Genomic DNA, 17,332 nt, shown 5'->3' with positions numbered 1-17,332 from the left:
ACCATGAAGAATATTTTAAGTAGATTCGGAAAAATCAGTTTGTTGCTGGCACTTATGTATTTTGTTGTCGGTTGCGATGATGATAAGGAAGATGTGGCTCCCGGTCTTTATGTAATGAGTGATGAGATAGAGACGTTTCCCGGTGACACCGTTTTGGTATCAGGAACCGCATCTAATTATGTAGGATTGGAAAGCGTCACGTTAAGTTGTGAACAATGGGGGATTCATAAGGTGTATGAATTGGGCGGGCAAAAGCCTAAAGTCTTTAATTATGATTATCAACTCATTGTGCCCAAAAACGCTAGTTTTGAAGAACATTTATTGATTACTATCCGTGACGTAGACGGTCGGGAAAGCAAGAAAAAGGTGTTGCTGACTTATGTAGCGGATATGGAGAGTCCGGTTATGCAAACTCAGCTACCGTCGCGGATAGCAGTGGATTTCGACGCGGTTGCAAATAAAGGAAGTTGGAATCTGAATGTGAAGTTCACCGATGACCGCGAGTTGAAAGATATTCGTCTTCAAATCCCCAGTATGCAAATAGATGAGACGGTAAAAGTAACCGGGCGTAGTGGAGAATTGAGACGTACTATTGATTTTACTACGGGAGAATTTCCAGTCACTTTGACGATAACGGATGCCGGAGGCAATGAAACTGTTGTCACTACTACGGTTGTTGTTATGTTGGCAGAGGAGGAAGATCCCTTCGAAGATTACCCTGTAATGTGGGTGGTTAATGCTTCAGAGAAAGCTGACGACTACCTCGACGGTTACTATGCACCGATGACCCGCAAGGGAGAATACCAATATGAAGGAAAAATTTATGCAGACAAGGCGAACTTTCAAATCTATTTTACGGCGGAGAAGACAATGGACGGTGACCTCTTCGGTGTAAGTCCTTACGTTAATTCAAAACTGATGAATAACAATGGTTATGTGGTACCTGTTACGGTTGCTGAGTCAGGTTATTATGGCGTTTGGATTGATTTGCAGGCACATACTTATAGCATGTGGAAACTAGAACCTTCAGCGACACCCTATACAGGCTCGCTCACCGTGTCCGGCTGTGGATTCAGTGATTTTGCCGATTGGGGTACGCCTGCTACAGAGATGGCGCGTAATGGATATCGCTATACTTATACTTTGCACCAAATCGGCAGTTATTCAGGTACGCGCCAATACTATGCAGCCCGTGTGTCCGACTGGGGATATGTTCTCCGCTATTGGGGCGACGCAACCGGATGCGGCTGGTGGGAAGATACTACAAGCGCAGGTGGCAGTGTGGCAAGCTATGCAAGTGACTATGACGGTGCAGTGCAAATCACCTTCGATACAGCTATTCTTTGGGCTACAATCAAGAAAGTAACAGACTAAAAAAGAGAACAACTATGAAAACAATATATTCAATATGTGCGAGGACAGGATTCTTTTTTACCTTCCTGTTATTGGCAACTTCACTGATGGCACAACATATCCAAGTGAAGGGACTGGTGAAAGACCCGGCTGGTGAAGCTATTATTGGTGCGAGTGTAGTCGTGAAAGGTACTACCAACGGCTCCATTACCGATTTGGACGGTAAGTTCAGCTTGTCGGACGTACCTTCGGGAGCAACGATTACCGTTTCGTATATCGGTTACATTTCTCAAGAGAAGAAAGCGTCCGCTACACCGATGGAGTTTATCTTGAAAGAAGATACGAAAACATTGGATGAGATTGTAGTAGTCGGCTATGGTACGACTAAAAAGAGTAGTATCTCCGGTGCGGTAGCTTCCGTAAAAGCCGATGAATTGCCGACGGCTGCGTCTGCTTCGGTAGGTTCCATGTTGCGTGGACGTTCGTCGGGAATGAATATCACACAAAACAGTGCCAATCCGGGTGGTTCGATGAATATCTCCATTCGTGGTGGACTTTCGGGACAAAGTCCGTTGATCGTCATTGACGGTGTGCCGCAGTTGTCAACAAAAACAGTGACAGCAGGAACGGCATATAGTGGCGGTGAAAAAGACAACGCCCTGATTAACCTTAATCCCAATGATATTGAGACAATTGATATTTTAAAAGACGCTTCGGCTGCTGCCATTTACGGTTCGGATGCTTCGGGCGGGGTGATTCTGATTACCACCAAACGAGGAAAAACTGGTAAGCCCGATATCTCTTATTCCGGTTCGATTGCTTTCCAGTATATCAAGGATGCGCCGGATTTCTTGAAGGCACGTGATTTCATGATTGAACAGAATAAAGTGTTTGATGAACTGGGGCGTGGAGATGAAAAGAAATATACTGATGGACAGATTGCTAATTTCGTAGGTGATGGAACGAACTGGATGGATGAAGTAACCCGTGTAGGTATCGTTAATGAACATAATCTTTCGGTTTCTGCTGGTACGGACGCCACGAAATACTTGTTCTCATTGAGTTATTATGACCACCAGGGAATCGCAAAGAATAATTCGATGAACCGTATCACCGGGCGTTTGAATGTTGACCAGACTATCAACCGTATGTTGAAAGCTGGCATTAATTCTACTTTCTCACAGATAAAGTATCATGATGTACCGTTGGGTGATGCCCGGCAGGATAATTCAGCATTGATATATTCGGCTATGACATTTATTCCTACCGTACCGGTACGTGATGAAGAGGGTAAATATTCCGTTAATCCGATTCGTGACATCTATCCGAATCCGGTTTCGTTATTAGATATTACTGACCAGACAGTGAGCCGTGACCTTTTTATCAGTGGTTATCTGGAGTTCCGGCCTATCAAGGACTTGTTGCTGAAAGCTACTGTCGGTTTTGATATGAAAGATGTGCAGGCCGACCAATACATTCCTACCACGACCAAAAAAGGATATAGTGTGGACGGTCAGGCTTCCAAGCAAAACGCGAAATCTCAAATGAACCTGTTCAACGTGATTGCCAATTACACGAAAGTATTCAATGAAATACATGACGTGAACCTGATGGCTGGTTTTGAATATAAGAAGTCGTCTTGGGAAGGGATGGGGATCGTCGCTTCGCAATTCCCATACGACGGCTCTTTGATGAACAATATCGGGACAAGTGAGCAGGAAAAACCGACTATCAGCTCGTATAAGGGAGCTAGTGAAATGGCTTCATTCCTTGCACGTCTGAATTATTCGCTGGCATCCAAATATATCTTGACTGTGAATCTCCGCGTAGACGGTTCGTCCAACTTCTCGAAAGAGCATCAATGGGGCGCTTTTCCGGGAGTATCGGCAGCTTGGCGTATGAATGAAGAAAACTGGCTGAAGAATATCGGTTGGTTGAGCAACCTGAAACTCCGTGCGGGTGTGGGGCAAACTGGTAATGCGGGTAACCTCACCGGTATCAATACCTATTATAAAGTTTCGCAAGGCGCATTTGCCCCTAACGGAAGCCTGGTAAACGGTATGGCTATCTCCAAACTGGGCAATGATAAATTGAAATGGGAGACGCTGACCGACTATAACTTCGGTATTGATTTCGGTTTCTTCAACAACCGTCTGTCCGGGTCTGTCGACCTCTACCAACGTCTGCGTAAGGATGTTATTCTGGAGAAAGATTTGATGTCCTATCATGAAGTGAAGAAGATAGATTACAATTCGGCGACCGTTTACCGAGCCCGTGGTATAGATATTGGTATCCACAGCGTGAATTTCGATAATAAGAACTTTGGTTGGACTACCGACATCAATTTCTCCTATTACCGCAATCATACAACGAAACGCGACCCGGACTTCATTCCTGCTGTCTACCAGGATTATGTGGAAAGATGGGACAACATCTACGGATACAGAACGAATGGTCTGATTCAGATGGACCGGACTTACAACCATCTCCAGAAATCCGGTGCCGGAGCTATTCTGTATCAGGATTTGAATGGTTACCAACTGGATGAGAAGGGTGAAAAGATGCGAGATAGTGAAGGACGTTATATCCGTACAACGGGAGAGGATGGCGTGCTCGACGAAGCTGACATGGTGGTACTGGCAAATAGTACCCCGATTCCTTTCAGTATCAACAACACTCTCCGCTGGAAAAACTGGGATGCCAACATCTACCTCTATGGTTCGCTGAACGGATGGAAGGTGAACGACATTAAGTTACAGTCCATCTATGGTATCGAAGACATAACGTATGGCGTCAATGTTTTGGATGAGGTGAAGAACCGTTGGTCGCCTGCCAATCCTATGGGTACATTGCCGGGTGTGGCGGAAGCTTCTTCGGGCGTTGACCCCAAGAAGAGTGACTTTTTCCTCGAAAAGGCTTGGTATCTGCGTTTGGATAATGTGTCAATCGGTTATACTTTCCCTGCCCAATGGTTTAAGAATAAGATTCGTTCAGTCAGGCTGTATGCCGCGGGGCGCAATCTGGCCGTATTTACTCCTTATAAGGGAATGGATCCTGAAACCGGAAACGGTATCGGAGCTTATCCGAATCAGTCTTCATTTGCTATTGGTCTGGATGTGAAATTCTAATATATACTGGGTATGAAAACAATGAAATATATAGCAACAGCCTTGATGCTGTTATCGATGACTTCCTGTGAACTGGAACGTTTGGACTATACCGAAATCTCTCCGGAAAACTTCTTTAAGACGGAGACTGACTTGAAACTGGCGGTAAACTCGCTTTACTATGATTTTAATCCCGGTGATTTCAAGGCTGTTTATTCGGCGGATTATATGGGATATCAAGTAATAGGTGATATGACGACTGATGTGCTTTGGTGTTGCTGGGCGTGGGAGTCAGATGAACTTTATTTCCAGCAGTGGTATGCTACTGTGGGAGGCAGTATTCAGAATCATGCTTATTCGAATTTCGAGCGTTATAATTTTCTTTCGAAAGCACGTAATACCATTCGTCGTATTGAAAACTCTCCGGTGAGTGAAGACGCAAAAGCGCTTTATTCAGGTGAGGCGAAGGCTTTGCGCGGATGGATGGGGCTTTACCTTTATGATATGTTCGGTCCTGTGCCGGTGGCTTCGGATGAGGTGCTAGACGACCCGCAGACTTTTGTCTATCTTCCCCGTCTGACGGAAGAAGAATATGACGCGATGATGGAAGCGGACTTGCGCGATGCAATCCGTGATTTGCCCGAAGTGGCGGAGGCACGCGGACGTATGACGAAAGGGGCGGCACGTATGATTCTGTTGAAGTATTACATGATAAAAGGCTACTTTGATAAAGCGGAAACTTTAGCCCGTGAATTGTTGGAGATGGAAGGACGTGTGTATAGCCTGCAACCTGATTATAACTATATCTTCTCCAAAGAGGGAATAGGTAACAATGAAGTGATTCTGCAACTGGCTTGCAACAATACCGCCAGTTGGTACTCCAACTACATGACTGCCGAAGTGCTTCCCGCCGATTATCCTTGGGCTGAAAAGGCAACCGGTTGGGGTGGCTATGTAATGCCTTGGGATTTTTATGGCACATTTGAAGAAGGCGATTTGCGTCTGAAAAACGTAGTGACTGCTTATACGAATAAAAATGGAGAAAAGATAGACCGCTCAAATAGCAGTCAGTTGGCAAAGGGTGCGCTACCCTTGAAATACGGTATGGATCCGGATATGAAAGACGGGCAAAGCGGCATTGACGTGGTTATCTATCGCTACGCTGATGTGCTGTTGACACTTGCCGAGTGTATCAACCGTAATGAGGGCAGTCCTACGACGGAAGCCGTCGGTTTGGTAAACCGTGTACGCAAGCGTGCCGGATTGCCGGAACTGGATGACGCTCAAACAGCTTCCGGTGAAGCCTTCAATGAAGCCATCCTTCTGGAACGCGGTCATGAGTTCTATCTTGAAGGGCTTCGCCGTCAAGATTTGATTCGCTTTGGAAAGTATGTGGAATATGCCAATAACCGCATTGATGCCATTAATAAATCCGAAGGACGCGGCTACTTCAATGTACACGAAGGACACAACCGTTTCTGGATTCCGCAGAGTTTCATTGATGAGTCCAAAGGGGCTATCAAGCAAAATGATTATGATAGATAGTAAATAGTAGTAAGTAGATAAACCATGAAATATATATTCTTATATATCCTTGCCTGCCTGTTTACGGTAAATGCGGTAGCGCAAAGTATCAGACCGACTGTTGCGGTCTTGGGCGATTCATATTCTACCTTTGAAAAGTATATTCCGGACACCAATAAAACATATTACACAACTACCGATTGGTCTAAGACAGGGGTAGTGAATGTGAAACAGACGTGGTGGTGGCAGGTCATCAAGAAAGCCGGTTTCAAGTTGGGAGCAAACGACTCCTATAGCGGGGCTACTGTATCCTATTCGGGATATAATGATGAGGACTATGCCGACCGTTCATTTATTACAAGGGTTCCCCGTTTGGGGAATCCTGATATCATCCTCATCTTCGGTGGAATCAATGACAATTGGGCAAACACTCCTATCGGTGAGTACAAATATGAAGATTTCAAGCGTGCCGATCTGTATACCTATCGTCCTGCATTGGCTAAATTGATAGAGTTGGCTCAAGAGCATTATCCCAATGTGACGCTTTACTTTATCATCAGTGATGACTTGAAAACGGAGATTGTGGAATCGACCAAGGTTGTTTGCGAACATTACGGAATAAAATACGTACAACTGCAAGGAATCGAGAAAGAAAGTGGGCATCCTACTGTAAAAGGAATGGAAACAATTGCGAATCAAGTATTGACTCTGATTAAATAAGAATTACATCATTAAAAACACATATTATGAAGAAGAAAATTTATGCAGCTTTAGCGTTTGCTCTATATGCAACCACTTTTCATGCACAGCAGATTTATGAGCTTTCCGCTCCGGCGAAAGAGAAGACTATATATACGGGACACCTCAAGATGGGGGGCAGTAACCCGTCGGGTGGAAATATTTCCGTAAACAGCTATTATATGTCTATAGACGGAAAGCCTGTGATACCTGTTATGGGAGAGTTCCACTTTACCCGTTATCCCCGTGCACAGTGGGAACAGGAGATTGTTAAGATGAAAGCCGGTGGAGTGAATGTATTGCCAACCTATATTTTCTGGGGATTACATGAGGAAGAGGAAGGCAAGTTCTGCTGGAGCGGCAATAAAGACTTACGCCATTTTATAGAACTTTGCAAGAAACATGACATGCCGGTCATCGTACGTATCGGCCCTTTCTGTCACGGTGAAATACGTAACGGCTCCATACCCGACTGGCTTTTCGCCCGTCCGGTGGATGTACGCAGCAATCAGCCTCTATACCTCTCTTACGTAAAAAGACTTTATGGCGAGATAGGCCGGCAACTGCAAGGATTGTATTATAAGGATGGCGGTCCGATCATCGGTTGCCAGTTGGAAAATGAGATGCAGCATTCTGCATCTCCCTGGGGAGTGAATTATCCCGGTGAACCGTTGGATTTTACAGTGGCAAGTTATGACATAGACTATGCCATGATTGGCGTAAGTGTGATGGACAAGAAAGTCACTACCGCCGAACTTGGAGAGGAACACATGCGTACCCTTAAAAAAATGGCACAAGAAGAAGGTATCATCACTCCCTTCTATACTGCTACCGGCTGGGGAAATGCGGCTGTTATCGACAATGAAGCAATCCCCGTGACATCCGCCTACACCTATCCTTTTTGGGAAGAACCGCGAATGTCGCCGTTCTGCATGTTCAAAGACATACACCGTGTACCTGATTATGCTCCGGTGCGTTACGACGCAGAACGATTCCCTTCATTCTGTGCGGAAATGGGTGCAGGTATACAGATGATTTACCGACGCAGACCTATCGTTACGGCACGTGCGGCACAGGCGTTGATGATTCGTACGCTCGGTAGCGGAAGCAACGGCATTGGATATTATATGTATCACGGAGGAAGCACTCCGCTACGTCAAGATAACATAGGAAGCTATCAAGATGAGCCGATGGGTATGCCCAAGATTTCCTATGATTTCCAGGCTCCTCTTGGCGAATTCGGACTGGAGCATCCGTCTTATCGTTACCTGCGCACCATCCATTCGTTTCTTGCCGACTTCGGCAGTAATCTTGCTCCTATGGAAACCGTATTACCGGAAGGTTGGGATAAAATGACACCCGAAAATCGTGATGACCTGCGTTATGCTGCCCGGATGAAAGACGACAGCGGATTCATTTTCATGATAAACTTTCAGGACCATGACACATTGCGGCATGATATGGACGGTCTGCAACTACAATTGAATCTTCGGAATGAAACACTGCGCATACCTGAACAGGGAACTTTTACATTGCCGAAAGATGAAAGCATGATTCTGCCATTCAACTTGATGCTCGGAAGTGCCAGACTCCGTTATGCTACGGCACAACCTCTGATGAAAATCAATGATAACGGTATCGACCATTATATTTTCTTCGCCCCGGAAGGTATGAAACCGGAGTATTGTTTTGATGCCCGCACCGTCAAAGGTAAGGCTAAATACACCGTCACAAGCGGTCTGAAAAGTACTATTACTGTCACACCCCGTAGCGGTAAGAAAATAAAAATTACGACACTGAATCATGAACAGGCACTCAATGCCATCAAGGTGGACGGGCAACTATTGATAACGACAGCTACCGTATTACCGACGGCAGAAGGTATCACCCTGCAACAACTTGGAAATAACGCCTTTGATTATATCTTGTACCCTTCGGCAAAAGGATGGCAATCACAAACAGTACAGGTTCAGCCTGTCAGCCCCGAATGTCGTGTAGAGAAGATAACCACTCGTCGTATTACCGTAGCTTTCAGTGATACCGTTCATACCCCGCAAGTGAATGAATACTTCATGAAGATAGATTACACGGGTGATGTGGCAATGGCTTTCCTCGGTGGAAAAATGGTACAGGATGAATTCTGGCATGCCCAACCATGGATGATTGGTCTTAACCGCCATAAAGAGATGATGAACAAAGAAGCTATGTCGTTCTACTTCCGTCCTTTGCGTTCGGATGCTACTTGTCTGCAAGATTTGCCCCAGTCTGCTATTCCTGATTTTAAAGGAAATAACCAGGTGCTTGAAATTAAGAACGTGGAGATTATTCCTCAATATCAAGTGGAGATAAGTAAATAGTTCACGTGAATCAGTAGTTGAATATAAATCGAAACCGAACTTTCAACTACTGATTCGTATCCAATCATGAAAATCAAAAAAATGTGCAGCGATATGCCAGATTGTAGAACGGAGTACTTGGTAACAAGAAATAAGCAGTTTTTCTGCATGACAATCTTTTTTCTTTTTTTGTCTCTTTCTGTCAAGTCACAAACAGTAAGTGTTGCTGATTTCTTGGGTGATCGTCAAGCCGCAGTGAGCCTTACTTTTGACGATGGTATCCAAGAGCATTATACTTTAGTAGCTCCCCATTTGAATCGGTATGCACTTCGGGGCACGTTCGGGATAAATGGCAAATTTATGGGGGATATTGATGACCATTTTGCCCCTCGACTCACTTGGGAAGAATGTAGGCGCATGGTGGCTGACGGTCACGAGATATGTAACCATTCATGGAGTCATCCTAACTTGACAGCTATAGACAGGCGTACTCTTTTAATGGAAATTAGAAAGAATGATTCCATTATTAAGGCCGAGACAGGAGTAAAACCCACAAGTATTCTTTACCCTTTCAATGCAATGACACCTCAGGTGAGAGCTGTATGCGAGGAAGGAAAAGTAGGGGCACGCCTTGAACAGTTCGGACTCGGACAACGGAATTCAGGTTGCACTGCGGCATCAATAGATACTTGGTTACGTCAACTTATTAATGACAGGCGGTGGGGTGTGACCATGACTCACGGGATTTATACAGCATGGGACCAGTGGGATGAACCGTGGGCTCTATGGAACTTCTTCCGTGAACTTGCTTTCAAGAAAGACTCGGTATGGGTTGACACTTTCTCGAACATACAAGCTTATGTGAAAGAACGGAATGCTGTCACTCTGACAACCCGCTGGTGTAATGATTCCTTCATAATAACTCCCGTCTTGAGTCTTGACAGCAAAATATTCCGTATGCCACTCACCTTGAAGATTGCCGGAATGGAAAAGAATCGATGCATGAAAGCTGTTCAGGACAGCAAAAACCTTCAAGTATCATATCGGGGGGATTATCTTACTATTGATATCAATCCTTATGGATCACCGGTCGCAGTGAGTTATATGAAGGAAAAAACGCTTGAAGGAAAAACGATGTGCGTTATTGGAGATAGTTATGTGTATAACCATGGTTGTCCTGTTTCAGAGACTTGGCATTATAAACTGGCAACAAAGCATGGCATGAAGTATCAGAATCTCGGACAAAACGGCAACAGTATCGCATTCGAGCGTGACAGTATATATGGAGCACCATTATATAAGCGATACAGTATTATTCCGGAAAACGCTGACTATATACTCATCATTGCCGGTCATAATGATGCATATTTGGTAAACGGAGATATTGATCGGCAAAAAGTGTTGTGCCAACGTTTGGATGAACTGCTGAAAGGGTTGAAAAGGAAGTATTCCGGTGCCAAAATTGGTTGGGTCACTCCCTGGAATGTAGCCTATGAAGGATTTCCGGTGACAATAAACATCATAGAGGAAATATGCCGTAAAAATGACGTCAAAGTTTTAAATGCTGCATATACTAGTGGTATCAATCCCAATGACCCGGTTTTCCGGTCACGCTATTTTCAAGGGAAAGATGACAATGCTCATCTTAATAACGCCGGTCATAATCTGTTAATGCATTGGGGAGAACAATTTGTAATGGGTTTGTAGCCCTGAAATTAGTATCATAATCATAAATATCATGAGGAAAAGCTTATTTACATTATTAATAACTCTTCTCGGCACAATGGGATATTGTGCCGAGAAGGTATATATGGACAAGCAGGGCGTGATACGTTGGACGGAGAATAAAAAGGAAGTAGCCTTATTCGGTGCCAATTATTGCCTGCCTTCTGCTTGCGATTTTCGTGCGGCAGGTTATGTTGGCGGTGAACGTAAGCAAATGATTGTGGAAGACCTGGAACATTTCAAGCGAATGAACTGGGACGGATTACGTCTCTGCTTTTGGGGAGACTATCAGAATACGGATCGTGAGGGAAATTTGCTGGAGAATGAACATTTGCATCTGTTGGACTATCTGATTGCCGAAGCGGATAAACGGGATATTTATATGTTGCTTAGCCCTATCGTGACCTATAATTCACAATGGCCGGAAATGAGTGATACAACAAATACCGGTCTGGCCAAATATTATCCTAAAAATACACTTATACACGACGAGGAAGCTATTCGTGCACAGGAAAATTACATGAAGCAACTGCTCAATCATCGTAATCCTTACACTGGTCGCTGCCTGAAGGATGAGCCGAACATATTGTTTGTCGAGCTAATCAACGAACCGACCCAATTTCCGGAAGACATTTCCGGTATGGTGCGTTATATCAACCGGATGTGCAAGGCAATCCGCAGTACGGGCTGTAAAAAACTGACTTTCTACAATGTCAGTCAGGACTTCCGTGTAGCTTCTGCTATTCGGAAATCGGATGTACAAGGTTCTACTCACGCTTGGTATCCGAGTGCGTTGAATAACAATTATTCCATTGAAGGAAACGGCTTGTTGTTCGTTGACCGTTACGAGCAAATGCTTCATCCTGATTTACGTGGAAAAGCAAAAATCGTTTATGAATTTGATGCAACGGATATGGCTTCCGGTTTTATGCTCCCGGCTATGGTGCGTGAGTTCCGTAGGGGCGGTATCCAGTTTGCTGCCATCTTTTCTTATGATATGCTGCGTATAGCCCCGATGAATTTAGGTTGGCAGACTCATTTTTTCAATATGGTCTTTACTCCTTCAAAGGCGGTAAGCAGTATGATTGCCGCTGAAGTGATGCGTTGTATTCCGCGTGGCAAACACTTCGGGTATTATCCGGACAACAGAACTTTCGGTGATTTCCGGGTGAGTTACGATGAGCAGTTGAGCGAATTGAACTCCGGAGATATGTTCTATTATTCAAATACTACGTCCACCCGTCCCAAAAATCCGGCAGCATTGAAGCATATTGCCGGAGTCGGCTCTTCTCCGGTAGTCCGTTACTCGGGAACAGGTATTTATTTTCTTGACAAACAGGATAATAATACTTGGCAACTGGAAATCTACCCTGATATAATGGATATAGATGATCCTTATAAAATGCTGAATGAACACAGGGTGTCAAGAAAATCAGCGTACAATGAACGGAACATTCAAATAAAGCTTCCCGGTCTGGAAACTGAAATGACTGTATTGCCCGGAAAATATCTGCTGTCAGATGGAAAGATAGTTAGCAGGGAAGAACTTCCTGCCAAAAAATTCTATCAGACTCCGATGAAAGAGTGGAAAATAGCCAATCATACATGGCCGGAGTTTACTGCTGATAAAGAGGTGACATTCCGGTGTGAAGTGTTCGGTCCCAAACGTCCTCAACAGGTAGATGTTTATCTGATGCTGAAACCTTGGGGATGCAAGCGCATACCGATGACAGCGGAAGACGGCTTCTTCTATACGGCGAAAGCCGATATAAGCTGGCTTGCTAAGGGGGATTATGAGTATCATTTCGGCATAGATACGGGAGATGATACAATCTTGTTTCCGGAAAAGACGTATTGCACTCCCGAACGGTGGGACTATTATGAACAAGCTACTTACGCCATGCGTCTGATAAACGAAACAACTCCTTTGTCTCTTTTAGGACCACAGGACAATTGGAAGCATATCCGTCGTACACGCACGTTCAGGAGCCCTGAATCACAATTCAGCTCGGTAGTATCAGGACCGGAATTGCTGCCTGCCTTTCAGCTTTCTGTTCCTGATTTGGAGAAAAAGGGAGATTATATAGCTCCTTGTGATGTGACTTTTTCCCATTATATAGGTGATCGGATAACTTGTCGGAGTAAAAGTAAGACGGCTCCTGCATATATTCGTATTCGCGCTTATGGATTGAACAATACTGATAAAGCCATTTGCAATTTTGTAGATAAAGAGGGAAGAGGATATGGTGCTGCGTTTAATTTGAAGGCTGAAGCATCGGATATTCTGATTCCGGTATCCGACCTTGTACCGACTAAGGCGGCTATGTTACCGCAGGATTGGCCGGGAGTGAATCCTTATTGGTATCCGGCTTCTGCACAAGAGAATAATGGTATTGCGTTGGATTGGAAGATTATCGACTTTGTTCAAGTTTCACTTCGAGAGGAATTGTACGATGTAGGCAACTGGAAGAACAAGGGGATTGTTGTAGAGAAGATAGAATTGTTATTTCAATGACAGATAGAATAGGACATATATGATGGGCATATCGGGCAATCAGCACGATGTGCTCATCGATGCGAGGCTTTAGCATGGTATGCACGAATTTATCTATATGGTAAAGATAATGCTTTGATATAATATAATATTTGCTAATGTCTTCTCGTAATTCCGAAAACATTTTCTATCTTTGCAATCCTAAGAAAGTGTTCTGAATAATCGCTATTTTGTACGAATAAAAATTTGGGGTTGACTGGATTTGACAGCGGGCAGAAATGGTAGGTAAGCATGCAGTGGGTCGGTAATTTCCACTTAAATCTCAGTTATCAAAATTTTATCTGGCGAAACTAATTACGCTCTTGCTGCTTAATCGAATCATAGTAGATTAGCTTAATCCAGGCACAAGGTGCCAGGACGAGACATCACTCGGAAGCTGTTGCTCCGAAGCATTCCGGTTTAGTGGTGCAGTTACATCGGGGATAGTTGGAAGTGGCCTTGCGCTTTTAATGAAACTTTAGAGGATAAGGCAGGAATTGATGGCTTTGGTTCTGTTCCTGCACGAAAAATTAGGCAAAGATAAGCATGTAGAAAGCTTATGATTTCCTCGTTTGGACGAGGGTTCGATTCCCTCCAGCTCCACAAAATATTGGTAATCAATGAATTGGTGGAAATGAAAGATCCGATTTTACATGCAGAGATGTAGTAAAGTCGGATCTTTTGTTTTGTATCGTATGTTTTTTATATATAATTCTTGCTTCTAAGAATATTTTGATATATTTGCAGCCAAAGCACAAAAGAGTTTGTGGCTTTATTTTTAGTGGAGAAAAAATTGTAAGAAGCGTTGTGCTTTATTCTTGTCATTGAAAACCTGAGAAACTTTCAAGAAAACACAAGAATGGCATAGTATGTTTCCTACGCTGGTTTCCGGCGTGGGACTGCTATCCATCCATTTTGTGTTTTCGGGTTTTCTCAGGACCTTCAATGACAAATGGTGGTACGCAGTTCTACGCTTTTTGTTTTATTATCAGGATTCTGAAAGAACTGGAGGATCTAATGATTGTCTTATGAAAAACAAGCCTTTTTATTTAACTCTTTTGGGAGTATTCCTTTGGGTTGGATGTACTTTTAAGCCGCCCATGCCAGCTGAAAGTGAGATTTTGAGCCAAATCCGGCTGGAACCGAAAATTGATAAATTCGTTTTTGGAGTGAGTATTGGTTCTGCTTTGGATTCATATAATTTTAAATTGAAACGAACCCCGCGCCAAGCACTTATCAAAGACGGCATCTTATTGCCAGGTGGTGTTTATTGGAGCAAATTAAATCCCAAATATAATGATAAATTTATAGAAGTAAACGAAGATAATGCGCGATATGTTTATGCCAATCCTCATTTGGATGGTATCTCTTTCATAAGTGCCGGACCGGCAGGTTATGATACTTCTCGTTATATGATTGCATTGGTGGGCTATCATTATGAAGTTACAGATTGGGCCAAGCGGATCAATAAGTATAATTCTTCTCAATTTGCTGCTATTCTATCTCTGCTTGGCTTATGCCACATTGCCTGATGAAAGTAAAATCCCGATTGAAAACAGGATAGGCATTCTCTTATTGATAATAGCCGTTTTCTTTTTAGCGTTTTTGCCGTTTGCAAAATCGGGTAGTAGGGTGTATGACTTTTATCACAATAGCAGTGATGGAGATGACCAATTGATACGTTATGCGATCTACGTTTCATACGTTGCGTTTTATGCTTGCATCGCATCATTAAAGTGGAAAAGAAAGATGCCTGGTTGGGAGCTTTGGGTAGCTTTTTTTATGGCTCTGTGTTGTCATGTTTTTGTGTATCTCCGATTTAAAGATTATCCGTCTGGGTTGTCGGTGGGCTATTACGTCTCATTGTTTTTTATCATCGGGATATTTCTATGGTTGCGTGGAGTGAACAGTGGCGGTGAAGAAAAAGAATCGACTGAGTTTGAAAAGATGAATAAGCAAGTGGAAGAAGCCATGCGACGCGAAGAATGAATTGTAAATTGATATATATAAGAATAGTATGTTATGGTGAAAGCAAAGAGGTTTTTAGTTGTAGGAGGATTTATTCTGTGTCTGTTGTCGGGGTGTACTCATTATGAATCGGAGCCTACATTTGGCAAGGTGCCCGACATCGTGTGCCGGTATGATAATAAGGCGCATACGTTGCAGCTGCGAATCAATAGGAGTAGTGGTGATGAGAGAAGAAAATACACGAAAGAACAAGAGGATTTGTTGCACAAAGAACTGCCCCAAACACTTCGTGACGAGAAAGTGGATGAGATAGTGGGGCGTGAAATTCCGGTAGATTGCCGAACTGATTACTTTAGTATAGACAAATTCGTGATTACAGAGGTGGATAAAGATGGTAGCATCCTCTTGAACGGCAAGATTCTTTTTAATGTGAATTTTGAAAGAGAATACGATTTGGGCTATGTAGGGCTGACTACGGATTTATGTGATATGGCAGGTACAGCTTATAATTCAAAGAGGTTCTATATGAATTATCGTTTCAGCGATTACTATCAGGCTTTTGTCCCTTCCCGTGAGGCGACCATGCGTTATAAGGCGAAATATCCTAAGAAAGGCGAGACTGCTGATTTTCATTTTAGCATTCCCGATTATTTCTTTGAGGGGCATTACCAGCGTGGCAAGGACTTGCCGGTAAAGGTGGTGATCACGCAGTATGATACTCATCCTCTCAGATGATTATGATACACATAATGATGTGCTTTTAATAGACGCGATTGCCATATAACATTAATTTCTAAAAGTGATGAGAGGATTTATTCGGGAATTTATAGTAAGTTTGCTGTAATAATCGAATAAATGATTCATAGAAAGATTCTACATATCGACATGGATGCTTTTTACGCCTCAGTAGAACAGCGTGATAATCCTGAACTTCGTGGCAAGCCTTTGGCGGTAGGTCATGCAGAGGAAAGGGGAGTTGTGGCTGCTGCCAGCTATGAAGCCCGGCGTTATGGTGTCCATTCGGCCATGTCCTCTCAAAAGGCGAAACGCCTTTGTCCGCAGTTGATCTTTGTGCATGGGCGGATGGATGTCTATAAAGCAGTTTCCCGGCAGATACATGAAATCTTCCATGAGTATACGGATATTATTGAACCTCTTTCTTTAGATGAGGCTTTTCTGGATGTGACGGAGAATAAGAAAGGCATTTCATTGGCAGTGGACATAGCCAAAGAAATAAAGCAAAAGATTCGTGAACAGCTCAATCTCGTTGCATCTGCCGGAGTTTCTTATAATAAATTTCTGGCTAAAATAGCTTCAGACTATCGCAAACCGGACGGATTATGTACCATTCATCCGGAACAAGCGCTTGATTTTATCGCTCGTCTCCCTATCGAATCATTTTGGGGAGTAGGTCCTGTGACCGCCAAGAAAATGCATCTACTCGGCATTCGTAACGGGCTCCAACTACGGAAATGCTCTTTGGAAATGCTGACAGCGCATTTTGGAAAGGTAGGGGCTCTTTATTACGAATGTGCACGGGGGATTGACGAACGTCCGGTGGAGGCTGTCCGTATTCGTAAATCTATCGGATGTGAACGTACATTGGAGCGGGATATCTCTACCCGTTCATCGGTGATTATCGAACTATACCATGTGGCAGTGGAGCTCGTCGAACGACTCAACCATAAGGATTTCAAAGGAAACACCCTAACGCTGAAAATCAAGTTTCATGATTTTAGTCAGATAACCCGAAGTCTTACCCAGCCGCAAGAGTTAACAACCCTGGACCGTATACTTCCGCTTACAAAAGAATTGCTTAAAAGTGTGGAATATGAACAGCACCCGATTCGCCTTATCGGACTTTCCGTCTCTAATCCGAAGGAGGAGGCTGATGAACAACACGGCGTTTGGGAACAGTTGAGTTTTGAATTTAGTGATTGGGATTGAACTTAAAATAAGGCAATGATGAGTACGATTTTGGAGGTATGTACTTTTTTGTCATTAGGTTCGTATGATTTACTCACTTTATTTCATAAGATATACACTAT

The 17,332-nt window shown here is 43.6% G+C and carries 11 protein-coding genes and 1 other RNA gene; all 12 read left to right on the top strand.

Annotated features, from left to right (window positions below):
* Positions 1 to 3 precede the first annotated feature (3 nt).
* Positions 4 to 1,374 (top strand): hypothetical protein, encoded by a 1,371-nt coding sequence (locus H8S63_RS11130; RefSeq protein WP_186926809.1) that lies wholly within the window; start codon positions 4 to 6, stop codon positions 1,372 to 1,374.
* Positions 1,375 to 1,388: 14 nt separating this feature from the next.
* Positions 1,389 to 4,481 carry a TonB-dependent receptor gene (locus H8S63_RS11125; RefSeq protein ID WP_186926808.1) on the top strand — a complete coding sequence of 1,031 codons (3,093 nt, stop codon included), beginning with the start codon at positions 1,389 to 1,391 and terminating at the stop codon, positions 4,479 to 4,481.
* Positions 4,482 to 4,493: 12 nt separating this feature from the next.
* Complete coding sequence (locus H8S63_RS11120) at positions 4,494 to 6,005, top strand: RagB/SusD family nutrient uptake outer membrane protein (protein WP_186926807.1); 1,512 nt, start codon at positions 4,494 to 4,496, stop codon at positions 6,003 to 6,005.
* 24 nt (positions 6,006 to 6,029) lie between these two features.
* The gene (locus tag H8S63_RS11115; protein ID WP_004307934.1) at positions 6,030 to 6,704 is read left to right on the top strand and encodes an SGNH/GDSL hydrolase family protein; all 675 of its coding nucleotides are present in this window, start codon (positions 6,030 to 6,032) and stop codon (positions 6,702 to 6,704) included.
* A 26-nt stretch (positions 6,705 to 6,730) separates the two neighbouring features.
* A complete protein-coding gene (locus tag H8S63_RS11110) occupies positions 6,731 to 9,079 on the top strand; it encodes a beta-galactosidase (RefSeq protein ID WP_186926806.1) in 2,349 nt (782 codons plus the stop codon).
* A 147-nt stretch (positions 9,080 to 9,226) separates the two neighbouring features.
* Complete coding sequence (locus tag H8S63_RS11105; RefSeq protein WP_222619556.1) at positions 9,227 to 10,765, top strand: polysaccharide deacetylase family protein; 1,539 nt, start codon at positions 9,227 to 9,229, stop codon at positions 10,763 to 10,765.
* Positions 10,766 to 10,796: 31 nt separating this feature from the next.
* Complete coding sequence (locus tag H8S63_RS11100; protein WP_186926804.1) at positions 10,797 to 13,298, top strand: hypothetical protein; 2,502 nt, start codon at positions 10,797 to 10,799, stop codon at positions 13,296 to 13,298.
* A gap of 227 nt (positions 13,299 to 13,525) precedes the next feature.
* Positions 13,526 to 13,922, top strand: a transfer-messenger RNA (tmRNA) gene (ssrA, locus tag H8S63_RS11095).
* Positions 13,923 to 14,344: 422 nt separating this feature from the next.
* Positions 14,345 to 14,848 (top strand): hypothetical protein, encoded by a 504-nt coding sequence (locus H8S63_RS11090; RefSeq protein ID WP_229102199.1) that lies wholly within the window; start codon positions 14,345 to 14,347, stop codon positions 14,846 to 14,848.
* Positions 14,826 to 15,305 carry a hypothetical protein gene (locus tag H8S63_RS11085; protein WP_255467651.1) on the top strand — a complete coding sequence of 160 codons (480 nt, stop codon included), beginning with the start codon at positions 14,826 to 14,828 and terminating at the stop codon, positions 15,303 to 15,305. The genes H8S63_RS11090 and H8S63_RS11085 overlap by 23 nt, the downstream gene beginning before the upstream one ends.
* Positions 15,306 to 15,338: 33 nt before the next feature.
* The gene (locus H8S63_RS11080) at positions 15,339 to 16,019 is read left to right on the top strand and encodes a hypothetical protein (protein WP_186926803.1); all 681 of its coding nucleotides are present in this window, start codon (positions 15,339 to 15,341) and stop codon (positions 16,017 to 16,019) included.
* A gap of 120 nt (positions 16,020 to 16,139) precedes the next feature.
* Positions 16,140 to 17,231: a DNA polymerase IV gene (gene dinB, locus H8S63_RS11075; RefSeq protein WP_186926802.1), complete on the top strand. Its 1,092-nt coding sequence runs from the start codon at positions 16,140 to 16,142 to the stop codon at positions 17,229 to 17,231.
* Positions 17,232 to 17,332 lie beyond the last annotated feature (101 nt).

The organism is Bacteroides sp. NSJ-39 (assembly GCF_014287315.1).
GTDB classification, from domain to species: Bacteria; Bacteroidota; Bacteroidia; order Bacteroidales; family Bacteroidaceae; genus Bacteroides; species Bacteroides finegoldii.
Note: the sequence above shows the minus strand (reverse complement) of the source record. Positions and strands in the feature narration are given on the sequence as shown.